This window comes from Pseudomonas helleri, assembly GCF_045830615.1.
Lineage (GTDB): Bacteria > Pseudomonadota > Gammaproteobacteria > Pseudomonadales > Pseudomonadaceae > Aquipseudomonas > Aquipseudomonas helleri.
Genome location: NZ_CP174501.1, coordinates 5485482 through 5509159 on the forward strand (window position 1 = coordinate 5485482; position 23678 = coordinate 5509159).

Genomic DNA, 23678 nt, shown 5'->3' on the forward strand with positions numbered 1-23678 from the left:
AAAAGATCGCGAGGCAAGCTCGCTCCTACAGGTCGGGATCAAATCTCGGGCAAAAAAAAGGATCAATGGCGTACCAGGCTTCGATTTCGATCAGGATTTCGCCCGGATTGGCGTGATCGCTTCATAGACCGGCAGCAGCCACTTCTAAGGGACAGTTGCATCAAGTTCAAACCTTACGATCTGAATCTCTCCATTTAATTTAAATATTGAGATGTTAACAAACTTATAAATCGTATTATTAGTTTTTAATTTCACCTTATCTCCTGTAACCTCACGAACAGCATTGCCACTCTTGGTAACGAGGAATGGCTCCATCTTTTTAGATTTTTCAAGGACCGCTTCGTCACTAGACTGAACCTCCATGAGGAAATACCTGTAAGTGTCCGCCACAGTGGCGCCTCCAGTGTCGTACAGCAATTCATAAACAGCTCCACCTCCGCTAACGTTAGTGGCTGATACCACTTTGCTAGGGTCTGGCCTGAATGGAGAAGATATAAAGATATAGAGTGCCTGTAACAGGCAAATAACCAAAAGCCCCCAGAACGCCCACTTAATAGCCCTTTGATTTTGCATAATCTATGCCCGCCTTAATCTGCGCTGCTCCAGCGGCCCTCAATAGTACCGCCTGTGGAATTACGGTATACCACGAAGTGTATGTATCCGGACCACGCCTTGTTTAAAACGTTACATCAACCGGCGCTACATCTTCGACATGTAGTACATATCAATGTCCTACATGGATAATCTCCTACAACTAGACGGTAACTTTCGACTTTAACTATTAAGAATCTTGAATATTAATAATCAGCACTGCATAAACATAATTACCCAAGGGCTGCACCTTGGCCTGATCGAGTCTGCCGCCGATCAAACGATTTAAACGCGCCTGCCGAAGCACTCGCGCAGCGCAACAATCCTGAAGTTTCGACCAAAGCCGATTCCAAGCTAACGCTGTCACAGATGACAAACTTGAAGTTTTGCTGAGTTGAGGCACAGGTGGTTTGAGCAGGTAGTGATTTAAGGCGCGATCAGCGGCGGCTTGATCCAATAACGGGTCTGTACTCAGCCCCGCCTCGAGAGGAGTTGCAGGCGGGTCGGGAACTATTTTTTTCATGACGATGACTCCTAGTGGGTTTAAGGAGCTGTCACTGATCGCTACTAAACGATGGGGTGGCAGCCGCACGCAGGTTAGTAGACCGGCACACTAGGAGACCCGGCGCGCCACAAGGGCGCCCTGCGCACGGCCACCATAAAGCTGAGGCCGAAAAAAGGCGCCTCGCAGAGGTGGAGCATTGCCCCCTGGTGAGAACCAGGCTACCAAACCCAATCGGTGATTAGCCGCGACGGGGCGAGACTAGACCCCGATTTTGGCTGGCGCAAGCGATGCGGTTTTTCTCGGAAATTCCTGCGGATTGAAAGGGAAACGTCGTACGAAATGCCTGATTTCACCCCCGCGTAGGAGCGAGCTTGTCTCGCGATCTTTTGATCTTTAAAAGATCGCGAGACAAGCTCGCTCCTACGGGCCGGGTCAAATCTCGGGTAAAAAAAAGGGGAGCACATGCTCCCCCGAGGTTTAAAGCGTTTGAATCAATGGCGTATCAGGCTTCGATTTCGATCAGGATTTCGCCCGGGTTGACGCGGTCGCCTTTGATGACGTGGATGGTGACGATTTTGCCGGCGATGGAGGCCTGCACTTCGGTCTCCATTTTCATGGCTTCGGTGATGAGTACCGATTGGCCCGCCTTGACGGTGTCGCCCACGCTGACCAGCACGTCGACGATGTTGCCCGGCATGGCGGTGCTGACGTGGCCCGGCTCGCTGGCTTGTTTGCGCTTGCTGGAGGCGCCGCCAACGAATTCGTTGAGCGGTTCGAACACCACTTCTTCCGGCATGCCGTCGATGGACAGGTAGAAGTGGCGCTTGCCTTCGGCCTTGACGCCCACACCGGTGATGTCGACGCGGTAGCTTTCGCCGTGGACATCGATCACGAATTCGGTCGGCACGCCTTCGCCGCCCGCCTTGCTCACGCCACCCGCTTCAGGGATCGGCAGCAGCACTTCTGGAGCCAGGGTACCCGCAGCACGCTCTTCGAGGAATTTACGGCCGATGTCCGGGAACATGGCGAAGGTCAGCACGTCTTCTTCGGACTTGGCCAGCGCGCCAATTTCGCCACGCAATTTGGCCATTTCTGGCTTGAGCAGGTCAGCCGGACGCACGTCGATCAGTTCTTCGTTGCCAATGGCCTGACGACGCAGTTTTTCGTTCACCACGCCCGGCGCTTTGCCGTAGCCACCTTGCAGGTAGAGCTTCACTTCGTTGGTGATGGTCTTGTAACGCTCGCCTGCCAGGACGTTGAAGAACGCCTGGGTGCCCACGATTTGCGAGGTCGGGGTCACCAGCGGCGGGAAGCCCAGGTCTTCACGCACACGCGGGATCTCGGCCAGCACTTCGCTCATGCGGTTCAGCGCGCCCTGCTCTTTGAGCTGGTTGGCGAGGTTGGAGATCATCCCGCCCGGCACTTGGTTAACTTGTACACGGGTGTCGACGGCAGTGAATTCGCTTTCGAACTGGTGATACTTCTTACGCACGGCGTAGAAGTACAGGCCGATTTCCTGCAACAGCGCCAGGTCGAGGCCGGTGTCGTATTCGCTGCCTTTAAGGGCCGCGACCATCGACTCAGTGCCCGGGTGGCTGGTGCCCCAAGCGAAGCTGGAGATCGCGGTGTCGATGTGCTCGGCGCCGTTTTCAACCGCTTTGAGCTGGCACATTGCAGCCAGGCCGGCAGTGTCATGGGAGTGGATAAAGATCGGCAGGCCGATTTCAGCCTTCAGCGCTTTGACCAGGTCGCCAGTGGCGAACGGTGTCAGCAGGCCAGCCATGTCTTTGATTGCGATCGAGTCGCAGCCCATGGCTTCCATCTGCTTGGCCTGCGCCACGAACGCCTCGATGGTGTGCACCGGGCTTGTGGTGTAGGCGATGGTGCCTTGTGCGTGCTTGCCAGCGGCTTTTACCGCTTCGATGGCCACGCGCAGGTTACGCACGTCGTTCATGGCGTCGAAGATACGGAACACGTCGATACCGTTAACCGCCGCCTTGGCGACGAAGGCTTTAACCACGTCGTCGCTGTAGTGGCGATAGCCCAGCAGGTTCTGGCCGCGCAGGAGCATTTGCAGGCGGGTGTTAGGCAATGCCGCACGCAGTTGGCGCAGGCGCTCCCACGGGTCTTCTTTGAGGAAGCGCACACAGGCGTCAAACGTCGCGCCGCCCCACACTTCCAGCGACCAGTAGCCGACTTTGTCGAGCTTGTCGCAGATCGGCAGCATGTCTTCGGTGCGCATGCGGGTGGCCAGCAAGGACTGGTGAGCGTCACGCAGGATGGTGTCGGTTACGAAAATTTTCTTGGACATTGTTTTATTCCTCACAGGCCCGCGTGGGCGGCGATGGCGGCGGCGATGGCCAGGGCCAGCTCTTCGGGTTTGCGCTTGATCGAGTAGTTGGTCAGTTCTGGATGGCTTTCTACGAAGCTGGTGTTGAACTGGCCGCTACGGAATTCCGGGTTACGCAGGATTTCCTGGTAATACGCGGCGGTGGTTTTGACCCCTTGCAGACGCATGTCGTCGAGGGCGCGCAAACCACGGTCCATCGCTTCTTCCCATGTCAGTGCCCACACCACCAGTTTCAGACACATGGAGTCGTAATACGGTGGAATGGTGTAGCCGGTGTAGATCGCCGTGTCGGTCCGCACGCCAGGCCCGCCGGGCGCGTAGTAACGGGTGATCTTGCCGAAGCTGGGCAGGAAGTTGTTTTTCGGGTCTTCTGCATTGATCCGAAATTGCAGGGCATAGCCACGGTGCTGAATGTCTTCTTGCTTGATCGACAGCGGCAGGCCAGAGGCGATGCGGATTTGCTCACGAACAATGTCGATGCCGGTGATTTCTTCGGTGATGGTGTGCTCCACCTGCACCCGGGTGTTCATCTCCATGAAGTACACCTCGCCCTCGGCGAGCAGGAACTCCACAGTACCGGCGTTTTCGTAGCCCACGGCCTTGGCTGCGCGCACAGACAGGTCGCCGATGTAGGCGCGCTGTTCCGGGGTCAGTTGCGGGCTTGGGGCAATTTCGATGAGCTTTTGGTTGCGACGCTGGATCGAGCAGTCGCGCTCAAACAAGTGCACAACGTTGCCGAAGCTGTCACCGAGGATCTGCGCCTCAATGTGCTTGGGGTTAACGATGCATTTTTCGAGGAAGACTTCAGCCGAGCCAAACGCTTTGGTGGCTTCGGAGATCACACGCGGGAACGCTTGTTCCAGCTCTTCGCGGCTGTTGCAACGACGAATACCACGACCGCCACCGCCTGAGGTGGCTTTGAGCATGACCGGGTAACCGATACGGTCGCCTTCGATCAACGCTTCGTGGATGTCGGCAACGTTGCCTTCGGTGCCCGGCGTTACCGGCACACCGGCCTTGATCATGCTGCGGCGGGCTTCGGTCTTGTCGCCCATACGGCGAATGACTTCAGCGGCCGGGCCGATGAACTTGATGCCGCGTTCGGCACAAATATCCGCCAGCTCGGCGTTTTCTGACAAGAAACCGTAGCCGGGGTGCAACGCATCGCAGCCGGTTTCAACGGCCAGGTTCACCAGCTTGCGCGGGTTCAAGTAACCGGCCAGCGGGTCTTCGCCAATGCTGTGTGCTTCGTCCGCACGCTTGACGTGCAAAGCGTGGCGATCAGCCTCGGAATAAACCGCTACGGAGCGAATACCCATCTCTGCGCAGGCACGCACGATACGGACTGCAATTTCTCCGCGGTTGGCGATCAGGATCTTTTTTATCACTTGGATTTTTCCCTAAAGCCCATGGAACAAACGACCTGCTAGACCAGGTCCGCACGTGTCCAAATGTGTCTGAACCGTTGCGTTGTCACACTAGTCCTACGCATGAATAAACAAAAATCAATAATTCTTGGGCCTGCCATTAGCAAAGACTTATAGTCAGGCAACTCACTTGCCTTAAGAAAAATCAATAAAATGCGTAAGTCATTGATGCGTATAACTTTTCGCCAGCTTCAGGTGTTCAATGAGGTGTGCGATTTGCGCTCTTACAGCCGCGCAGCAGAAGAAATGTCGCTGACGCAACCCGCCGTAAGTCTACAAATTCGTCAGCTGGAAGAGCTGATTGGTCAGCCTTTGTTCGATTATGTGGGCAAAAAGCTCTACCTCACCGAGGCTGCTGAAGCGCTTAAGCTGGCCAGCCGGGATATTTTCGGACGCCTCGAAAACCTCGATATGCAGCTGTCAGACATGCTGGGCTCGCTGCAAGGCCAACTGAAACTGGCCATCGAATCGAGCGCAAAATATTTCGTGCCGCATTTATTTGCCGCCTTCAAGCGCCAGCACCCAGAGGTCAATTTGCAGCTCACGGTGGTCAATCGGGCGCAGGCCGTGCGCAGGCTGTCGGACAACCGCGATGACCTGGTGATCATGTCGATGGTGCCGCTGGACATGGGCCTGGAGTTTCTACCGTTCTTGAATAACCCCATCGTTGCCGTCGCCCCGGCCGGGCATCCGCTGTGCGAGCGTGGCCCGCTGCGCTTGCAAGACCTTGAACCGCATACCTTGCTGATGCGCGAGCAAGGTTCGGGCACGCGCATGGCCTGTGAGGAATATTTCAAGGAAAAACGCGTGCACTTCAATCAAACCCTGGAAGTGTCATCGAACGAGTCGCAACGTGAGTGCGCAGTGGCCGGGTTAGGCGTGGCGCTGTTAACGCGCCACGCCGTCAGCCTGGAGCTGGCGACCGGCTTGCTGCAGGAGCTGCCGGTCGAAGAATTGCCGCTGTATCGCAGTTGGTGCCTGGTGCAGGCTAAAGCCAAACGCCTGTCACCGGTGGCGCATGCGTTCCTGGAATTTATTCGCAGTGAACGCCAACAAATCAGCGCGCTGGTTGAGCGGTTCGACGGCCATTTGCCGACGGGGTCTGCCAGTAATTGAGTGCAGCGATATCAGGGTAATCGGCTGTTTCCAGGCGCAGCTGACGCTGGTCCGTAAGGTCTTCAATCGCACGACGAAAGGCCATGCGACGCTGGTCTTCTTGCTGACGGCGGGTTTTGACGGCGCTGTTGCGTTCTTCGTAAGGCTGGGCCATTTCGAGTCTCCCAAGGCGTGTACGGGAGTTTCACGATGGACTTTGTTTGTGACGACTTTGCGAACGTGCAGTGACAGGGGGATGAACGGTGACGACCTGTAGGAGCGAGCTTGTCTCGCGAGCTTTTAAACGATCAAAAGATCGCGAGGCAAGCTCGCTCCTACAGCGAAATGGGGGGGGTTAATCTTCGTGGCTTTTCAGCGATTTTGGCGACAGACGCAGGCTGCGAAGGCTGCGTTTAACGCTTTTAAGGTGGTTGACCAGGCTCGGGCCGCGGGCCATGGCAACGCCCATCGCCAACACGTCAATCACCACCAGGTGGGCGATACGCGAGGTCAGCGGGGTATAGATTTCGGTGTCTTCGTGCACGTCGATCGCCAGGTTTACCGTTGCCAGTTCAGCCAAAGGCGTTTGGCTTGGGCACAAGGTAATCAGCGTCGCGCCACTTTCACGCACCAGGTTGGCGGTGATCAGCAAGTCTTTGGAACGCCCGGACTGCGAGATGCAAATGGCCACGTCTGTCGGCTTTAAGGTCACCGCCGACATCGCCTGCATGTGCGGGTCGGAATACGCCGCCGCCGTCAGCAACAACCGGAAAAACTTATGTTGCGCATCCGCCGCCACAGCGCCCGATGCACCAAAGCCATAAAACTCCACGCGCTGCGCTTGCGACATGGCGGTCACGGCCTGCTGCAACGCCACCGGGTCGAGTTTTTCGCGCACATCCATCAAGGTGTGCAGCGTGGTGTCGAAGATTTTCAGGCTGTAATCGGCAACCGAATCGTCTTCATGAATCGCAAACTGACCAAAACTGGCACCCGCTGCCAGGCTTTGCGCCAGCTTGAGTTTTAGGTCCTGAAACCCCGAACAGCCGATCGCCCGGCAAAAGCGCACGATGGTGGGTTCGCTGATACCCACGCTGTGAGCAAGGTCGGCCATGGAACTGTGCATTACAGCCGCAGGATCAAGCAGCACGTGATCGGCGACCTTGAGTTCCGATTTACGTAACAAGTGGCGTGACTGGGCGATATGTTGCAGCAGGTTCAAAAGGCAGGACTCGGTCTGGAAGCGGCGGGCGCCGGGGATGTAGCAATCTTGTAGTTATACTACAAGAATTCGTTTTTTGCCCAACCAATACGTCGTAGTCTCGCAAGTCTTATCGGCAAAATGCCGTGTTTTCAGGGCATGTAGCCTTTCTCACCACTACCAAATGGCGACACCGGCCCGCAATAAATCAGCCATGGCCTGAGCGTTGGTCGGACTGCTGATCAAGTAACCCTGCACTTCGTCGCACTGATGCTCCTTGAGAAACGCCAGTTGCACTTCGTTTTCAACGCCCTCGGCCACCACTTTCAACTCCAGGCTGTGGGCCATGGCAATGATCGCCTTGGTGATGGCATCGTCCTCAACGCAGGTGCCCACGCCACGGATAAACGTCTGGTCAATTTTTACGTAGTCCACGGCAAAGCGCTTGAGGTAGCTGAGCGATGAGTAGCCGGTGCCGAAGTCATCAATGGCCAGTTTCACGCCCAATTCATGCAATTGCTGGAAGGTGGCGATCACGTAGTCGACATTTTCAAGCAACTGGCTTTCGGTGATCTCTAGCTCCAGGCAGTGCGGCGCCAGCCCGGTATCTTCCAGCACCTGGCGCACCAGACTGACCAGGTTGCCCTGGCGCAATTGATGGCCCGACAGGTTCACCGACACCCGTATCGGCGCCAGCCCCGACTGTTGCCATTGCGCGGCCTGACGGCAAGCCTCGCGCAGCACAAACTCACCGATCAGCACGATAAGGCCGGTTTCTTCAGCCAGCGCGATAAAGTCGCTCGGCGACACGCTGCCCAGCTCCGGGTGATCCCAGCGCACCAAGGCTTCGGCGGCATCCAGACGACCGGTTTTCAGGCAAAGCTTAGGCTGGTAAAAAACGCTGAGCTTGCGTTCGCGAATGGCTTTGCGCAGTTGATTTTCCAACTGCAAACGCTCAAGGGTGCTGTGTTGCAAGCTGTGGCTGAAAAACTGAAACGTCCCGCCACCCATGTGTTTGGCCTGTTGCATGGCTTTGTTGGCCTGGCTGACCAACTGGGCGATATCTCGGGCACCATCGGGCAACAAGCTGATCCCCATTGATGCGCTCACCACCAACTCGTGGCCATCGACCACTATCGGCCGGCTCAGCTTGCCCATCAGCCGGGTGGCAACCCGCGCCAGGCTGGTCAGGCTGCCGTAGGCATCGAACAGCACGGCGAACTCATCGCTGGAGAGGCGCGAAATGGTGTCGGCTTCGGGCAATGCCTTGGTCAGGCGCTCTGCAATTTTTTGCAGCACTTGGTCCGCCAGCTCCGGCCCGAGGCTGTCATTGAGCAATTTAAAGCGATCCAGGTCGATGTGCAGCAATGCCAGGTTTCTAGACGTGCCTTGGCGGACGCGCTGATTGGCCTCTTCCAGACGCTCTTTGAACAGCAGCCGATTGGCCAGCCCCGTCAGCTCATCAAAATGCGTCAGGTGGCGTACCCGCGCCTCAACGATACGCCGCGCCGACAGGTCGGTAATAAAGGCCACGATATGGCTGACCTGCGCGGCGTCGTCACGCACCACCTTGAGTTGCAACCATTGCGGGTAGAGTTCGCCGTTCTTGCGGGTTTCTACCAGTTCACCCAGCCAACTGTCGTGCTCTGCCAGCGAGGCCTGAATGATCGGAAAATGCCGCCGCGCATCACGGCTGCAGGCCAGCTCATCAACACGGCGGCCCACCAGCTCTGCCACGGCATACCCGCTGATCCGGCTGAACGCCTGGTTAACCGTGAGCATCTTATAGGTGGGGTCAAGAATCACGATGCCTTCGCTGGCGGCCTCGAACACCGTCGACGCCAGCCGACGCTGCTCGACCTCGCGGGCAAGTTCAGCGTTGAGCTGCTCACTGCGAAAATTGGCGTCCTGCAGTTCCTCGAACACGCTTTTGAATTTTTTATTACGCACTTTACGACGCTGATTAATCAGATCGATTCGCCAGACGAATGCACCCAGCAGAGCCAGAAAAAGCCCGAATCCTAAGCCGGAATATATCCCCAGGGAGGTAAAACTCTGATTCATCGGCAACGTTCTTATTCAAGGGAGATGAGCCAAAAAAGTCGCCCGAGCATACACAAGCAGCGCCCACGACCAAACGATGAAACGTCAAAAAATAGACGATATTATTGCAGTTAACCAAACCAATGACGTAACAGCTTGTAGACACTCTTTTTTGGCGTTTGGCACAACGCCACGACAGACGGCCCAACAGAACTGGATTGGTGTTTGCCCGGTTTGCCCCGGCACCCTAGAATGCGTCGATGCGCGAAGATCTCTCTCTCTTGTTAAATTCCCTCAACGATGCCCAACGTCAGGCCGTCACGGCCAGTATTGGGCGTCAGTTGGTCCTGGCCGGCGCAGGTTCCGGCAAAACCCGTGTGCTGGTGCACCGTATCGCCTGGTTGATCCAGGTCGAAAACGCGTCCCCGCACTCCGTGCTGTCGGTGACCTTCACCAACAAGGCCGCTGCCGAGATGCGTCATCGTATCGAGCAGCTTATGGGGATCAACCCGGCCGGTATGTGGGTGGGCACCTTCCACGGGCTGGCACACCGCCTGCTGCGGGCTCACTGGCAAGAAGCCGGTTTGAGCCAGACGTTTCAGATTCTCGACAGCGATGACCAGCAACGCCTGGTCAAGCGGGTGATTCGTGATCTGGGGCTCGATGAGCAGCGCTGGCCGGTGCGTCAGGCCCAATGGTTTATCAACGGCCAGAAAGACGAAGGCCTGCGCCCGCAGCACATTCAAGCCAGCGGCGATTTGTTCCTGGGCACCATGCGCAGCATTTATGAAGCCTACGAGGCCGCCTGCCAGCGTGCAGGCGTGATCGACTTCTCTGAGCTGCTGTTGCGCGCCCTCGATCTGTGGCGGGACCACCCGGGCTTGCTGGAACATTACCAAAAACGCTTCCGGCACATCCTGGTCGACGAGTTCCAGGACACCAACGCCGTGCAATACGCCTGGCTGCGTTTGCTGGCCAAAGGTGGCGACAGCTTGATGGTGGTAGGCGATGACGATCAGTCGATTTACGGCTGGCGCGGCGCCAAGATCGAAAACATCTACCAGTACTCGACCGACTTCCCGGACGCCGAGACCATTCGTCTGGAGCAAAACTATCGCTCCACGGCCGGCATCCTCAAAGCCGCCAACGCCCTGATTGCCAACAACAGCGGGCGAATGGGCAAAGAGCTGTGGACCGACGGCGGTGATGGCGAAGCGATCAATTTGTACGCGGCCTTCAACGAGCATGATGAAGCGCGTTATGTGGTCGAAACCATCCAGAGCGCGTTGAACACCGGCCTGGCCCGCAACGACATCGCTATTTTGTACCGCTCCAACGCCCAGTCGCGGGTGCTGGAAGAAGCCTTGCTGCGCGAACGTATCCCGTACCGTATTTATGGTGGCCAGCGCTTCTTTGAACGCGCTGAAATCAAAAACGCCATGGCCTATATGCGCTTGCTCGAAGGCCGCGGCAACGATGCAGCACTGGAGCGGGTGATCAACGTTCCGGCGCGGGGCATCGGTGAAAAAACCGTCGAGGCCATCCGCGAGCACGCCCGTCACAGCGATGTGTCGATGTGGGAAGCCATGCGCCAGCTGATCGCCAATAAAGCCTTGCCGGGCCGTGCCTCTGGCGCCATCGCAGGCTTTATCGAGCTGATCGAGAACCTCGCCGCCAAAGTCATGGACATGCCGCTGCACCTGATGACCCAGACCGTGATCGAGCAAAGTGGGCTGATTGCCTACCACGAGGCGGAAAAAGGTGAAAAAGGCCAGGCCCGGGTAGAAAACCTTGAGGAACTGGTGAGCGCGGCGCGCAACTTTGAAAGCAATGAAGAAGACGAAGAGCTGTCGCCTCTGGCCGCCTTCCTCGGTCATGCCTCGCTGGAAGCCGGTGATACCCAGGCCGAAGAGCACGAAGACGGTATCCAGCTGATGACGCTGCACAGCGCCAAAGGCCTGGAGTTCCCGTACGTGTTTCTGGTGGGCATGGAAGAAGGGCTGTTCCCGCACAAGATGAGCCTGGAAGAGCCCGGCCGCCTTGAAGAGGAGCGTCGCCTGGCCTACGTGGGCATCACCCGGGCGATGCACAACCTGGTCATGACCTATGCAGAAACCCGACGCCTCTATGGTGCTGAGACCTACAACAAGGTTTCGCGCTTCGTGCGTGAAGTACCTAAAGGTCTGATCCAGGAAGTTCGTCTGTCCAACAGTGTCAGTCGCCCTTTCGGCGGCCAGAAACAAAGCGCCAGCACGCTGTTCGGCGGTTCGGAAATTCCCGAAACCGAATTCAAGCTGGGCCAGCTGGTTAGGCATGCCATGTTTGGTGAAGGCGTGATCCTTAATTTTGAAGGCGCTGGCGCACAGGCCCGGGTGCAGGTGAACTTCCCCGACGGCAGCAAGTGGCTGATGATGGGCTACGCCAAGCTAGAGGCCGTCTGACACGTTAATAGCCTGTAGGGCGAGCTGCCCCGCGATCTTTTGAGCGTCAAAAAGATCGCGAGGCAATCTGGTTCCTACATGTATTACGTGACTTCAGGATCCGTCCTACACCCAATCAGGCAAAAGCCCGAAACATTTCACTGCTAGCCAGTCACACCTCACCTGTGCAACATGGCGCGCGTGTCATCCACAAATGGGAATTCCCTTTATGAAACGTTTTCTTAGCATCGCCATGGCGTTGTGCATCGGTTTAACGATGAGCCTCGACGCGAACGCCAAACGCTTCGGCGGCGGCAAAAGCGCCGGTTCAGCGCCAAGCCATCAAACTCGCCAAGCGGCTCCAGCCGCAGCAGCACCTGCTGCCGCAGGCGCTGCGGGCGCCGCTGCCAAAGCCGGCGGTGCTTCGCGCTGGCTCGGCCCTCTGGCTGGCCTCGCGGCTGGCGGCCTGCTGGCCTCCATGTTCATGGGTGGCGGCTTCCAGGGCATGCAGTTCTTCGACATCCTGATCATGGCGGTCATCGCCTTTGTGATCTTCCGCTTCATTGCCGCGCGTCGACGCAAGCAACAAGCTGACATGGCCCCTGCTGGCCATGCGCCGATGCAACGCGAAGTGTTCGAGCAAAAGCCAGCCTTGAACTCGATCTTCGGCGGTTCGGCTGCTCCTGCCGCAGCCCGTCCGGTGATCAACGCACCGGCCTGGTTCAACGAACAGAGCTTCCTGGAAGCTGCGCGTAACCATTTCCAATCCCTGCAACAGCACTGGGATGCCAACGAAATGGACAAAATCGCCGAGTTCGTGACCCCGCAAATGCTTGAGTTCCTCAAGCGCGAGCGTGCTGAGCTGGGTGACGGCTTCCAGTCGACCTACATCGACGATCTGCAAGTTCAACTTGAAGGTGTAGATGATCGCGCCGACAAGACGATCGCCACCCTGACCTTCAGCGGCATCTCGAAAAACTCGCGTTTCGACCAAGGCGAAGCTTTCAGCGAAAGCTGGAACATGGAACGCCCACAAGGCGAGAACCAGCCTTGGCTGGTTGCCGGTATCCGCCAGAACAGCTGATCCCTCAGGCATTACATGCTGTAACCAAAGCCCCGGACTTGTCCGGGGCTTTGCATTTCACGATTGCACTTATAACGAGCTACTGTATAAAGCCCGTCATATAAACCGCGCCATACAGAGCATGAGGATTGAGGTCGTGGAAGAAATTATCGAACAATTACGTGAAGCCAACGAACCGGTACCTGTTCCTCTGGAACTGCCTGACGAGGACCTGCTGGTCGAAATCGAAGAACAATTGTTCATCGATATTCCTTTTGTCTTCCGGGAGTTTTTGCTGACCGTCAGCGACATTGTCTATGGCAGCCTGGAGCCGGTCACCGTGACCGACCCTCAGTCCCACACCTACTTGCCGGATGTGGCGGCGAACGCCTGGGATGCCGGCGTTGATCGCAGCCTGATCCCCATCTGCCAGGACGGTGACGACTTCTACTGCGTCGAAGAAGACGGCACCGTGGTGCTGTGGTCCGCTGAAGAAGAGCTGGTCACCGAAGAAACCTGGGAGTCGGTTTGGCACTGGGCGCGCGACGTCTGGCTGGAAAGCTGATAAACGCCCTGTAGGAGCGAGCTTGCCTCGCGATCTTTTAAACGATCAAAAGATCGCGAGACTAGCTCGTTCCTGCACAGTTTTCAGTGGCTGCCTTCTTTGTGGTTATCCAGCGTCTCCAGCAGCGCCACCTGCATACGCGTGTGAATACGCACAAACCAGCGCCACAACACCGCCGCAACGCCCGCTGCCACCACGGCAATCACGATCAGCAGTTCGTTGGTCGGCAAGATGCTCGCCGACAAGGCTGACAGCAGCAGAAAAATCACCAGCAACGACAGAATCGGGATCACTTCAGCGATCACCCGACGCACACGCTGTGTGTGCCGCCCGGCCATTTCCGGTTTAACGCCCATCTCGGCCAGCAACATCGACAACGCTTTGAGCTTGCGATACGCCGCAATCAAAAACGGCAGCGACAGGAGCAAGGCGAGGCCCCAGATCATGCCTTTCTGCCAGCTCGGCTCCAGGATCCAGCCCTGTAGGTAACGCGCGATTCGCGGGGCGAAAAAGCCGCCGGTAAAGAAAATAGCGATCACCAGGGCCAAATTGACGCCCACCTGCAGCAAGATCTTGCGGATCATCGCCGCGAGCAAAGCCCCCTCGCCTTGCGGCTGAATGCTGCGCAGCCATTCCCCATACAACCCAAACACCCGTGACACACGCCCCGGCACCACGTGCGACAGCTTGAGCGAGAGCGGATCTGCGGCGCGAATCAGGTAAGGCGTCATCAAGGTAGTCAGTACCGATACCGCGACCGCTACGGGGTACAGGAAGCTGCTGGTGACCTGCAAGGTCATGCCCAGCGCCGCAATGATGAAAGAGAATTCGCCAATCTGTGAAAGGCCCATCCCGACACGCAGCGAGGTGCGTCCATCATTGCCGGCGATAAAGGCGCCCAGCCCGCACGAAAGCATCTTGCCCAGTACCACCGCGACGGTGATCACCACGATCGGCAGGGCGTACTCCATCAAAATGGCCGGGTCGAGCATCAGCCCGATGGCGACAAAAAAGATCGCGCTGAACAGGTCACGTACTGGCTCGATCAAGCGTTCGATTTTCAGCAACTGACGGGATTCAGCCATGATCGCGCCGATCAGGAAGGCGCCCAGCACCATGCTGTATTCCAGCCGGACCACCAACAGGCAGAAGCCAAAACACAGGCCCAGCACGGTGATCAGGAGCATTTCGTTGCTTTCAAAGCGGGCCACATAGGCCAGCACGCGCGGCACCAGCAAGATGCCGATGACCAGCGCGACGATCATGAACAGTGACAACTTGCCGACCGTCGAAAAAACTTCTTCCGGGCTCACACTGCCGCTCACGGCGATGCTCGAAAGCAAGGCAATGATCCCGATGCCCAAGATGTCTTCCACGATCAGCACGCCAAAAATCAGCTGCGCGAAGCGCTCGTTTTTCATCTTCAGGTCGTTCAGCGCTTTAACGATGATGGTGGTCGAAGAAATCGCCAGGATCGCGCCCAGGAACAGCGAATCCATAGTGTTCCAGTCGAACCAGCGGCCAATTTCGTAGCCGATCCAGATCATCAGCGTAATTTCCATAAACGCTGCGATAAACGCGGTGGCCCCGACCTTGAACAGTTTGCGCAGGCTAAATTCCAGACCCAGGCAAAACATCAAAAAGATCACCCCGAGTTCGGCCAGGGTCTTGATGGTTTCTTCATCGTGAATCAGGCCAAAAGGCGGGGTGTGCGGGCCGATAATAAAACCTGCCACGATGTAACCCAGCACCACCGGCTGCTTGAACCGGTGGAACAGAATAGTCACCACGCCTGCGACCAGCATGATGACTGCCAAATCCTGGATAAAGCTGATGGCATGCATGGCGTGACGCTCCTTTATAATTTTTGCCCGGCAACAAAACGACAGACACAGCTTGATACGCTGCGCATCTCGATTGTTTTAAGTGTAGGAATTGTCCGAACGAAGGACATTTGCACGCTAACACCGCGACTTCTGGCTGAAAGGCGGTGCAATATATGGAAACAGATACAACAGAGCGTGACGACAGCCAAAGCGACAGCGTCCCGTTATTAACTGTTTCAAAAAATCACAAAGCGTCCGCAGAGATGCCCACTTCACTGCTGCAACACAACCGCGAGCCTGCTGCTATGGAACCCGGAAACTCCCAATTGTCGATGACGGTCTTGATGACCCCGGACATGGCCAACTTCTCTGGCAATGTTCACGGCGGAACCCTGCTCAAGTACCTCGACGAGGTCGCTTACGCCTGCGCGAGCCGCTACGCAGGACGTTATGTGGTCACCTTGTCGGTGGACCAGGTTATTTTCCGTGAGCCGATTCATGTCGGCGAACTGGTGACCTTCCTGGCGTCGGTCAACTACACCGGCAACACCTCGATGGAAGTCGGGATCAAAGTGGTCACCGAAAATATTCGTGAACGTTCAGTGCGCCACACCAACAGCTGCTTCTTCACCATGGTGGCGGTTGATGACGACCGCAAACCGGCGGCTGTACCGCCTTTGCAACCATTGAACAGCGAAGATAAACGCCGCTTTATCCAGGGCAAGCAACGTCGCCAGATCCGTCAGGAACTGGAACAACGCTATCGCGAATTGAAAGACGAAACGCTGTAAGCCACACCGTCCAACCTCTGTAGGAGCGAGCTTGCCTCGCGATCTTTTAAACGATTAAAAAGATCGCGAGACAAGCTCGCTCCTACACGGTATTGGCTAAAGTGGCAGCTTACAAACTGATCGGCACCGCCTCAAACCGCACACGCGGGTGGGCAATGCGGTCTTGCGCGCGCACCAGTTGCAACTCATAGCTGCTGCAGGCCTGGGTTTCGAGCAGCACTTCATGCACCGCTGCCGCTGCGAATTCAAAGGCCGCCACCAGGCTGTCACCCAGCAACACGCGCGCCAGGAATAACCCGGACGTCAGATCGCCCACGCCCACTGGCTGGCGCGGAAAGGCCAGCAGCGGGCGGCGCAGGTGCCAACTGCCCTCGGCAGTCACCAGCAGCATCTCAAAGCTTTCTGAAGGCTTGCCGGGATACGACAAATGCTTCACCAACACCGCTTTTGGCCCCCGCGCCAACAGGCTGCGCGCCATCGCAAGGCAATCGAAAAGTGATTGCGGCGCACGGCCACAAAAGCTGTCCAGCTCCAACTGATTAGGGCACAAGAAGTCAGCGACGGCGGCCGCTTCGTCGAGCAGAAAATCACTTACCTCCTGCGGCACGATGCAGCCCTTCTCCGGGTGCCCCATCACCGGGTCACACAGATACAGCGCATGCGGGTTGGTGGCCTTGATACGGGCCACGCCGCGCAGAATCGCCCGCCCTTGCGCGGCGCTGCCCAAGTAGCCCGACAGCACGGCATCACAGTTGCCAAGCTCGCCAATCGCGGCAATGCCATCAACCAGTGCAGGAATTTGTTCTGGGGCCAACACTTCGCCCGCCCACTGACCATACTGAGTGTGGTTAGAGAACTGCACCGTGTTCAGAGGCCAGACATTCACGCCAACACGCTGCATAGGAAACACAGCTGCGCTGTTGCCGGCATGGCCGAAAACCACGTGGGATTGGATGGCGAGTAAGTGAGGTGTACGTTTCATGCCGGATTCCATACTGCGGGTGGATTCAAGCCACGCAGTATGCGACTAAACATGACCTGTACGACAGGCTGAAGACACAGTTAAGCTGAACCCAATCTGTTGGAGCGCATTGAATGCTGACCCTGGGAAATATGTTTGTGCTGATGCTGCTGGCAACGGGCGCTGCCTGGCTGTGGCACAACCACGGCCTGCGTGAGCGTGCGCTCGAACGGGTCAAACAGCATTGTCGAAAACTCGATATCGAGTTGCTCGATGACAACGTGGCGCTGAAAAAAATTGGCTTTATCGCTGATGCCAATGGGCAAAAGCGCTTGGCCCGTGTGTATAACTTCGAATTTACGGTCACTGGCGATCAGCGCCATACCGGGACTATCACTCAGTTCGGCGCCCACAGCGCCAAAATTGACCTGCCGCCCTACCCGGTCAGGGCCGAGGAAGAACCTGAGCCAGCGGTCGTGCACAGCGCTCAGGTGATTGAACTCAGCCAATGGCGTCAGGAACACAGCAAGACCCGCCACTGAGCCGCCTCCATAACGCCCACGCCTGTCTGCGCTTGCCTCGCGATCTTCTGGTTGTCCAGAGAGTCGCGAGTTGTGAGCGCCTGTGGATAACTCCGCTGAAACCCTTGATTTAGACGCCTCGCGCAGATTTTTAAGCGATAAATCTGCTGCACACAGTTTAAATTGTAAGACAATTTTACCAGCACAAAATCCCCGTAAACACTGGGTTTCAGGCCCTTCTTGGCTCAGCCTTCTGCCTTTATCAGGCAACTTTCCAGCCCGGCGCGGAGCACATCCAGGTCTTGCGGCTGCTCAAAGATCAATTCCAGGCGTGAATCCTGACGCCACTCGCTGGGTTTCCAGGATTGCAGCGAGTTATCCACAGAATTACTCGAAAACCAGCCCTCTGACGCCCTGACAACCAGCTTGGCGCGCCGCCAATCGAGGCTTTTCAGCCACTCCTGCAAGCGACTCACATCAAATTGCCGCGAGGCATGCCAGCGCCACCCCACACTCCAGCCTTCAGGTTGAAGCTGAGCCTGCTGTATAGGGATTCCGGGGTCAGTAAAAATGCTGCAAACCTGAATAATATCCTTATAAATCAATGACTTATCCACAGGATGAATATCTTTCATGTCGGCTACAGGCAGCGATTTTAAAGGGATTCGGCCATTCTCGACCCACAAAATCGGGCACCTTGGCAGGCCGTATGCAATCTGCTCACGTTGTTCTTTTTGCACACTATGAGATTTATTCATGACCAATAAACCGGCACTTTTCAGGGCCGTTTGCTGGGTTTCCGGGAGCGTTTTTCCCTGAGCCATCGCCTGTGCATCGAGCACCATCACGCACGGCTGCAACGCCAAAACCCCCAACCAGGGCGCTTCACTGAGCTGTTTTAAAATTTGCGCGGGATGCCCCAACCCCGACGGCTCGATAAACAACCGATCAGGGCGGGCCTTGCGCAAGAGACGGCTCAAACCGATTTGAAATGGCGCACCGTTGACGCAACACACACAACCACCGGCCACTTCAGCAATGGCTATGGCGTCGCTTCCAGCGCCCATCAGGGCCGCATCCAGACCAATTTGGCCGAACTCATTGACCAGTACAGCCCAGCGTTCGTCGGCGGGCTTTTGCGTCATCAGGTGCTGAATCAGGCTGGTTTTGCCGGCACCCAAAGGCCCGGCAATTACGTGGGTAGGAATGTTCTGCAACATCATCGCCAGCTTCTGTTTTGATCGAAAGCAGCAATATGCCTCAGGCCAACCAATCCAGGGTCAAAATCAGTCGCCGCTCACCGTCTGCCAGGGCCGGAGAGCGATGAATCAACCCCGCGCCCTCGTTGCCTTGCCATTTCTCGCCTTTGAGCAACGCCACATCACCGGTGTTCACCTGCTCAATACGCGATGGCTCGGCGGGTTCGGCCTGGGCCTGACCGAGATGACGCCGGTTCATCACGCCTTCCTGCAACCACTGGCTCCCAAGCCCTGCGTACGTGGTAATAAGCCTGACAGGCACATGGTCGACGTGAAACCGTGGGCACATGGCCTTATCCAGGGCCCTGAGACGCAGGCCCACGCGTTTTGCGCCTAATAAACAGGCGTAGGCACTGACCAGCCAGGAAATATCAGCAATGAAGCCCTCATAGCCGTCCAGATCGTTAAATCGGGAGGCCAAGCCCTTGAGGTTGGGCTGGGCATTTTCATCGCCCATTTCAAGCACCAAGGCATCCGCCAGCGGTTCACCGAGCGAGAGCAACAGCTCTGCAAAATGGCTGATGTGCACTGGTAATTGGCGCTGCCAAATAGCCAGATTGACCTCATCGTCGAGGATCCGCGTCATGGTTTCGGGCGTTTGCCCACTGACATGTCCGACCAACGGCCGGATAAGTCGTACAACGTTACTCATGCCGCCACCTCGTCATACCAGTCGCCGAACGGATCATTCAGTTGCTGCCAGCCCTCTACGCCGAGGGCCATTTCCTGGTCCGTGAGCAGGCAGGCATCCAGCTCGGCCGAAAGCAGGGCAAAGTCGATGTGCTGACCGATAAACACCAGTTCCTGACGGCAATCTGCAGTCTCCGGCAGCCATTTTTTAAGAATTTCGGCCTTGGTTTCTGCGTCTTGCGGCCATTGCTCACGGGGCACAAAACGCCACCAGCGCCCGGCAAATCCGTAGCGCATCAGACCACCGGCCTGTGACCAGCTGCCCGCTTCCTGGTACTTGCTGGCCAGCCAGAAAAAGCCCTTGGAACGCAGCAATTTGCCGTTGGTCCAGGGGCGGTCAATAAAGTTAAAAAAACGCTCGGGATGAAACGGACGCCGCGCGCGATAGGCCGTAGAAGCAATGCCGTATTCCTCGGTTTCAGGCACATGTTCACCGCGCAATTCTTGCAGCCAACCCGGTGCTTGAGCTGCGCGTTCAAAGTCAAAACGGCCGGTATCAAGGATCTTTTTCAGCGGAATTTCACCCATCACCATCGGGATGATTTCGGCGTGTGCATTCAAACGCTCAAGAATGGCGATTAATTCCTGGCGCTCGACACTGCTGATCAGGTCAATTTTGCTGATCAAAATCACATCAGCGAATTCGATTTGCTCAATTAGCAGGTCAGTGATTGAGCGCTCATCATCTTCGCCCAAGGTCTCGCCACGGGACGCCAGGCTTTCTGCGGCTTGATAGTCATGCAGAAAATTCAGGCCATCGACCACCGTCACCATCGTATCCAGGCGGGCGATATCGGCCAGGCTTTGGCCCGACTCATCGCGAAAGGTAAAGGTTTCAGCCACTGGCAACGGCTCTGAAATGCCCGTGGATTCGATCAATAAATAATCAAAGCGGCCGTCATTGGCCAACTTGCTGACCTCTTCCAGCAGGTCCTCACGCAAGGTACAGCAGATGCAGCCGTTGCTCATTTCGACCAATTTTTCTTCAGCTCGGTTCAGGCTGACGTCTCGCTGAACCTCGCCACCATCAATGTTGATTTCACTCATGTCATTGACGATGACCGCCACGCGCAAATCCTCGCGGTTTCGCAAAATGTAATTCAACAGGGTGCTTTTTCCTGCACCGAGAAAACCAGACAACACGGTCACTGGTAGACGTTTACGCATGGGACTTCCTCATCAGGGTTGGCAGGTCAAAGCGCCCGCTTGAAGACTGACCCTATTCGGGTATGCCGATAATGATACATTATAACAATACAAAGCATCAGAATTGTTATCTTGTAACATTAAGCCCAACCTCCCGATGGAAGACCTTTATGAATGCTTTAACCCTTCCCGACATTGCTTCACAAAACGCCCGACAAATTGTTCCACTGGATTGGGTCGGGATGTGTGGCATTGCCTTGCCGATTGTTATTGAAGGTCAGCGGCTCACGGCAACAGCCGACGCCGGCGTGAGTCTGGACGACGGCGAAGCGCGTGGCATTCATATGTCACGACTTTATTTAGCGCTCGAAATGCTCGAGTCGCAGGACCTGAACCCGCTACTTTTGAAAAAAATTTTGCAGCAATTTCTCGACAGTCACGATGATTTATCGATCTGTGCCTACCTGCGAATCCACACCCAGATGCTGTTAAAACGTCCGGCGTTGGTCAGCCCTCTAAGTGGTTGGAAGACCTATCCGGTGAGCATCGATGCGTCTCTGAAAAACGGAATGTTCCACGTGGAACTAAAAATTGAAGTGAACTACTCATCGACTTGCCCCTGCTCGGCGGCCTTGGCTCGCCAACTTATTCAGCAGCAATTCGCGAATGACTTCGCCAACAAGTCGTTAGAACACGCCGATGTTTTAGCCTGGCTAGGCAGTTCGCAGGGCATTGTGGCGACGCCTCACAGCCAAAGAAGCACAGCGATTCTGCAAACCCAGCTCAGCAACGATCAGCGAGCCCTACCGATCGAAGTGATCATTGATGAGGCCGAAGCGGCGCTGGGCACCGCCGTACAGACCGCTGTGAAACGTGCTGACGAACAAGCCTTCGCCTTGGCCAATGGGCAGAATTTGATGTTTTGTGAGGACGCGGCGCGGCGATTGAATGTGGCGCTTAAGGCAGTGCCTGGGGTGCAGGGTTTTAATCTGAAGGTGGTTCACGCTGAAAGTCTGCACAGCCATGACGCTGTGGCAGAGAGTCGCTGGAACTGGAAAGCGCATTAAACCAATGGAGGGGGCGCGCCGCGTGGAACACGTTGCGCGACCCCTCTGAATTACGTGCGGGGTTTAACGGCGCCGCAGTTTTGCCCCAGCCACACAGCACGCGTGTCCATGCTGCCTTTTTGCGCAACGCCCGTTGCATTGAATGAGCCGATCACCGCCGTGGTGAACTCACGGTCACTGGCAAATGTGGCGACTCCAGCCCCCTGAGCATTTGGGCAACTAAAGCGAAACTTCCACTGATTTCCACTACGCTCAGTGATCTGCTGATTGCACCCGGACTTGGGATCAGCCAGCGGAATATCATCCGACTGCACCTGTTCGGGTGTCAGGCATACACGGATACCTTTACCGCCCAGGGTGACGCCTTGGCTTTCCAGCTGAGCTTTCATCTCCGGGGTCATCATGTTCTGAAACTGTCCTAACATTACCTGCAGGTCTGGCAACTGTTGGCCGTCTACCTGCATATTGCTCGAGGTCACTTCCCACAGACCCGGTTGCAGCATTTGCGCTTGGGCCACAGGGATCGAAAAACCACACGCTAGAAACACCCCTAGCAGATGAACATTCATTAAGTCACTCCTATGGAATTGTCAGCGTTAGACGCCGAATGATCGCGAGTGTTGCACTCGAAGCTGAATAGCACATTCGCATCAGAACACGGTCTGTTGTACTTAGCGTTGGACATTGAGGAGTAAGGATACGCATGGATTTTTTAGGCCCGCACGTCATTGGATACCTGATATTACTGCTCCACAGTTTAGGCTTGATTGCCGCCGTGCATGCAGTGTTAACCGTCAGAACAGCACAAGGCGCCATTGCCTGGGCCATGTCATTGTTCTTTATTCCCTACGTGACGCTCATCCCGTATCTGATCTTTGGCCGCAGCACCTTTGACGATTACATCAAAGCGCGCCGCGAAGCCAATCAGGAAATGCGTGAGGCCATCAGTGACTTGAACTGGCGCCCCTGGGTGGAAGAAGCTCTCACCGCTCGGAACTCCAAAGCATACGGCTCGTTGCGCGCCATGCCTCGATTGGGGCGAATGCCGTGCCTGGCGAATAACAGCGTGCGTTTGTTGATCAATGGCACCGCCACCTTTGACGCGATCTTCAAAGCCATTCGCGCTGCTGAAAAAGTCGTGCTGGTGCAGTTCTTCATCATTCACGACGACGACCTTGGCAAAAAGCTCCAGGCGCTCTTGCTGGAAAAAGCCGCCGAAGGCGTCGCGGTGTATGTGCTGTACGACAGCATCGGCAGCCACGCCTTGCCCAAAAGTTACGGCGAAACACTGCGTGCCGGTGGCGTGCAAACCTACGCCTTTGCCACACGCGGCAGCTGGATCAGCCGCTTCCAGATCAACTTCCGCAACCACCGTAAAGTGGTGGTCGTAGACGGCCTGCTGGGTTTTGTTGGCGGGCATAACGTGGGCGATGAATACCTCGGCGCCAAGCCTCCGCTCTCGCCATGGCGAGACACCCACGTCGAAGTTAGCGGCCCGGTGGTGGCCTGCTTGCAGGAATCGTTTGCTGAAGACTGGTTCTGGGCATCGCGGCAATTGCCGCCGTTGATCCTGCCCAAGAGTTACCCCGAGACGGGCGTGCTCTGCCAATTCATGGCCAGCGGCCCGGCCGATCCTTACGAAACCTGCTCGCTGTTTTTCGTCGAAGCCATTCATGCCGCCAATGAACGGGTGTGGATCACCAGCCCCTACTTTGTGCCAGACGAAGCGGTGTTCTCCGCCTTGCGCCTCGCCGTGTTGCGCGGCGTGGATGTGCGCATCCTGATACCGTCGCGCCCCGACCATAAAATCGTCTTCGCCGCGTCCAGCCTGTATGCCTTCGAAGCGGTTCGCGCAGGCGTACGGGTGTTCCGTTATCAGCCCGGTTTTATCCACCAGAAGGCCGTATTGGTAGACAACGAGATCAGCGCAATTGGCAGCGCCAACATGGATAACCGCTCGTTCCGTCTTAACTTCGAAGTGATGCTGCTGACGGTAGACCAAGCGTTCGCCGCCGATGTGGAACACATGCTCATGGACGACTTCGCGTTGAGCCGCGAAATCACCAGTGAAGACATCAAGTCGACTCACCGCCTGCAGCAACTGGGCATGCGTGTGGCGCGTCTGGTTTCACCGGTTTTATAAGGGAACGTAAGACA

20 protein-coding genes and 2 pseudogenes are annotated in these 23678 nt (G+C 56.4%); 9 read left to right on the forward strand and 13 right to left on the reverse strand.

Translation table 11 applies throughout. The features are described from left to right. Nucleotides 1-144 precede the first annotated feature (144 nt). The 4 genes from ACJJU9_RS24700 to ACJJU9_RS24715 form a co-directional block, all read right to left on the reverse strand. Nucleotides 145-573 (reverse strand): hypothetical protein, encoded by a 429-nt coding sequence (locus ACJJU9_RS24700; RefSeq protein WP_153336118.1) that lies wholly within the window; start codon nt 571-573, stop codon nt 145-147. Nucleotides 574-781: 208 nt separating this feature from the next. Further along, complete coding sequence (locus ACJJU9_RS24705; RefSeq protein ID WP_407729749.1) at nt 782-1114, reverse strand: hypothetical protein; 333 nt, start codon at nt 1112-1114, stop codon at nt 782-784. A gap of 484 nt (nt 1115-1598) precedes the next feature. Next, entirely contained in the window at nt 1599-3407 is a 1809-nt protein-coding gene (oadA, locus tag ACJJU9_RS24710) for a sodium-extruding oxaloacetate decarboxylase subunit alpha (protein WP_153333142.1), read from the reverse strand. 11 nt (nt 3408-3418) lie between these two features. Further along, nucleotides 3419-4834, reverse strand: a complete 1416-nt coding sequence (locus ACJJU9_RS24715) for an acetyl-CoA carboxylase biotin carboxylase subunit (RefSeq protein ID WP_048373732.1) — start codon at nt 4832-4834, stop codon at nt 3419-3421. 192 nt (nt 4835-5026) lie between these two features. Between ACJJU9_RS24715 and ACJJU9_RS24720 the strand changes: the two genes are divergently transcribed. Continuing rightward, the gene (locus ACJJU9_RS24720; RefSeq protein ID WP_407729750.1) at nt 5027-5989 is read left to right on the forward strand and encodes a LysR family transcriptional regulator; all 963 of its coding nucleotides are present in this window, start codon (nt 5027-5029) and stop codon (nt 5987-5989) included. Here the strand turns inward: ACJJU9_RS24720 and ACJJU9_RS24725 are convergent. From ACJJU9_RS24725 to ACJJU9_RS24735, 3 genes and pseudogenes are all read right to left on the reverse strand, one after another. Then, entirely contained in the window at nt 5931-6143 is a 213-nt protein-coding gene (locus ACJJU9_RS24725) for a PA3496 family putative envelope integrity protein (protein WP_048373729.1), read from the reverse strand. The two genes, ACJJU9_RS24720 and ACJJU9_RS24725, sit on opposite strands and share 59 nt — an antisense overlap. A 180-nt stretch (nt 6144-6323) precedes the next feature. Continuing rightward, complete coding sequence (gene hexR / locus ACJJU9_RS24730) at nt 6324-7190, reverse strand: transcriptional regulator HexR (RefSeq protein ID WP_048373728.1); 867 nt, start codon at nt 7188-7190, stop codon at nt 6324-6326. 156 nt (nt 7191-7346) lie between these two features. Then, nucleotides 7347-9026, reverse strand: a pseudogene (locus ACJJU9_RS24735) (putative bifunctional diguanylate cyclase/phosphodiesterase); the annotation flags it as partial. Nucleotides 9027-9472: 446 nt separating this feature from the next. Here ACJJU9_RS24735 and uvrD point away from each other — a divergent pair. The 3 genes from uvrD to ACJJU9_RS24750 all read left to right on the forward strand — a co-directional run bounded on the left by uvrD (nt 9473) and on the right by ACJJU9_RS24750 (nt 13260). Next, nucleotides 9473-11653 carry a DNA helicase II gene (gene uvrD, locus ACJJU9_RS24740; RefSeq protein ID WP_153331008.1) on the forward strand — a complete coding sequence of 727 codons (2181 nt, stop codon included), beginning with the start codon at nt 9473-9475 and terminating at the stop codon, nt 11651-11653. 208 nt (nt 11654-11861) lie between these two features. Next, on the forward strand, nt 11862-12716 hold the full coding sequence (locus tag ACJJU9_RS24745; protein ID WP_407729751.1) for a Tim44 domain-containing protein: 855 nt from the start codon (nt 11862-11864) through the stop codon (nt 12714-12716). Between the two features lie 136 nt (nt 12717-12852). After that, the gene (locus ACJJU9_RS24750) at nt 12853-13260 is read left to right on the forward strand and encodes an SMI1/KNR4 family protein (RefSeq protein WP_407729752.1); all 408 of its coding nucleotides are present in this window, start codon (nt 12853-12855) and stop codon (nt 13258-13260) included. An 83-nt stretch (nt 13261-13343) separates the two neighbouring features. On the opposite strand, the gene ACJJU9_RS24755 is transcribed toward ACJJU9_RS24750, so the two are convergent. Beyond that, nucleotides 13344-15104, reverse strand: coding sequence for a cation:proton antiporter (locus ACJJU9_RS24755; RefSeq protein WP_153332418.1), 1761 nt, complete (start codon nt 15102-15104; stop codon nt 13344-13346). Between the two features lie 287 nt (nt 15105-15391). On the opposite strand from ACJJU9_RS24755, the gene ACJJU9_RS24760 reads away from it, so the two are divergent. After that, nucleotides 15392-15877, forward strand: a complete 486-nt coding sequence (locus ACJJU9_RS24760; protein ID WP_048373808.1) for an acyl-CoA thioesterase — start codon at nt 15392-15394, stop codon at nt 15875-15877. A 109-nt stretch (nt 15878-15986) separates the two neighbouring features. Here the strand turns inward: ACJJU9_RS24760 and pdxY are convergent, their stop codons facing one another. Then, nucleotides 15987-16859 (reverse strand): pyridoxal kinase PdxY, encoded by an 873-nt coding sequence (gene pdxY / locus ACJJU9_RS24765; RefSeq protein WP_407729753.1) that lies wholly within the window; start codon nt 16857-16859, stop codon nt 15987-15989. A gap of 113 nt (nt 16860-16972) precedes the next feature. Here pdxY and ACJJU9_RS24770 point away from each other — a divergent pair, with 113 nt between their 5' ends. Then, the gene (locus ACJJU9_RS24770) at nt 16973-17380 is read left to right on the forward strand and encodes a DUF3301 domain-containing protein (protein ID WP_048373496.1); all 408 of its coding nucleotides are present in this window, start codon (nt 16973-16975) and stop codon (nt 17378-17380) included. 224 nt (nt 17381-17604) lie between these two features. Here ACJJU9_RS24770 and ACJJU9_RS24775 read toward each other — a convergent pair whose 3' ends face one another. From ACJJU9_RS24775 to zigA, 3 genes are read right to left on the reverse strand one after another with little or no spacing between them, the layout of a single operon-like run. Continuing rightward, complete coding sequence (locus ACJJU9_RS24775) at nt 17605-18579, reverse strand: CobW family GTP-binding protein (RefSeq protein WP_407731034.1); 975 nt, start codon at nt 18577-18579, stop codon at nt 17605-17607. Between the two features lie 40 nt (nt 18580-18619). Then, a complete protein-coding gene (locus ACJJU9_RS24780) occupies nt 18620-19270 on the reverse strand; it encodes a DUF1826 domain-containing protein (RefSeq protein ID WP_048373498.1) in 651 nt (216 codons plus the stop codon). Continuing rightward, nucleotides 19267-20475, reverse strand: a complete 1209-nt coding sequence (gene zigA, locus ACJJU9_RS24785) for a zinc metallochaperone GTPase ZigA (RefSeq protein WP_153328747.1) — start codon at nt 20473-20475, stop codon at nt 19267-19269. Before zigA ends, ACJJU9_RS24780 begins: the two co-directional genes overlap by 4 nt. Before the next feature lie 149 nt (nt 20476-20624). Between zigA and folE2 the strand changes: the two genes are divergently transcribed. Continuing rightward, nucleotides 20625-21521: a GTP cyclohydrolase FolE2 gene (gene folE2 / locus ACJJU9_RS24790; RefSeq protein ID WP_407729754.1), complete on the forward strand. Its 897-nt coding sequence runs from the start codon at nt 20625-20627 to the stop codon at nt 21519-21521. Nucleotides 21522-21571: 50 nt separating this feature from the next. Here folE2 and ACJJU9_RS24795 read toward each other — a convergent pair whose 3' ends face one another. Further along, nucleotides 21572-22090 (reverse strand): DUF3617 domain-containing protein, encoded by a 519-nt coding sequence (locus tag ACJJU9_RS24795; RefSeq protein ID WP_407729755.1) that lies wholly within the window; start codon nt 22088-22090, stop codon nt 21572-21574. A 115-nt stretch (nt 22091-22205) separates the two neighbouring features. On the opposite strand from ACJJU9_RS24795, the pseudogene ACJJU9_RS24800 reads away from it, so the two are divergent. Together ACJJU9_RS24800 and cls are read left to right on the forward strand one after the other, a co-directional pair. Then, nucleotides 22206-22292: pseudogene (locus tag ACJJU9_RS24800) on the forward strand (hypothetical protein); the annotation flags it as partial. Then, entirely contained in the window at nt 22285-23664 is a 1380-nt protein-coding gene (gene cls, locus ACJJU9_RS24805; protein WP_227024798.1) for a cardiolipin synthase, read from the forward strand. The pseudogene ACJJU9_RS24800 and the gene cls, both read left to right, overlap by 8 nt. Nucleotides 23665-23678: the final 14 nt, after the last annotated feature.

Bases quoted from the DNA above. Each gene is read 5' to 3' on its own strand.
- ACJJU9_RS24700 (WP_153336118.1), bottom strand. From the start codon at position 573: ATGCAAAATCAAAGGGCTATTAAGTGGGCGTTCTGGGGGCTTTTGGTT.
- ACJJU9_RS24705 (WP_407729749.1), bottom strand. From the start codon at position 1,114: ATGAAAAAAATAGTTCCCGACCCGCCTGCAACTCCTCTCGAGGCGGGG.
- oadA (WP_153333142.1), bottom strand. From the start codon at position 3,407: ATGTCCAAGAAAATTTTCGTAACCGACACCATCCTGCGTGACGCTCAC.
- ACJJU9_RS24720 (WP_407729750.1), top strand. From the start codon at position 5,027: ATGCGTAAGTCATTGATGCGTATAACTTTTCGCCAGCTTCAGGTGTTC.
- ACJJU9_RS24725 (WP_048373729.1), bottom strand. From the start codon at position 6,143: ATGGCCCAGCCTTACGAAGAACGCAACAGCGCCGTCAAAACCCGCCGT.
- uvrD (WP_153331008.1), top strand. From the start codon at position 9,473: ATGCGCGAAGATCTCTCTCTCTTGTTAAATTCCCTCAACGATGCCCAA.
- ACJJU9_RS24745 (WP_407729751.1), top strand. From the start codon at position 11,862: ATGAAACGTTTTCTTAGCATCGCCATGGCGTTGTGCATCGGTTTAACG.
- ACJJU9_RS24755 (WP_153332418.1), bottom strand. From the start codon at position 15,104: ATGCATGCCATCAGCTTTATCCAGGATTTGGCAGTCATCATGCTGGTC.
- ACJJU9_RS24760 (WP_048373808.1), top strand. From the start codon at position 15,392: ATGGAACCCGGAAACTCCCAATTGTCGATGACGGTCTTGATGACCCCG.
- pdxY (WP_407729753.1), bottom strand. From the start codon at position 16,859: ATGAAACGTACACCTCACTTACTCGCCATCCAATCCCACGTGGTTTTC.
- ACJJU9_RS24770 (WP_048373496.1), top strand. From the start codon at position 16,973: ATGCTGACCCTGGGAAATATGTTTGTGCTGATGCTGCTGGCAACGGGC.
- ACJJU9_RS24775 (WP_407731034.1), bottom strand. From the start codon at position 18,579: ATGTTGCAGAACATTCCTACCCACGTAATTGCCGGGCCTTTGGGTGCC.
- ACJJU9_RS24780 (WP_048373498.1), bottom strand. From the start codon at position 19,270: ATGAGTAACGTTGTACGACTTATCCGGCCGTTGGTCGGACATGTCAGT.
- zigA (WP_153328747.1), bottom strand. From the start codon at position 20,475: ATGCGTAAACGTCTACCAGTGACCGTGTTGTCTGGTTTTCTCGGTGCA.
- folE2 (WP_407729754.1), top strand. From the start codon at position 20,625: ATGAATGCTTTAACCCTTCCCGACATTGCTTCACAAAACGCCCGACAA.
- ACJJU9_RS24795 (WP_407729755.1), bottom strand. From the start codon at position 22,090: ATGAATGTTCATCTGCTAGGGGTGTTTCTAGCGTGTGGTTTTTCGATC.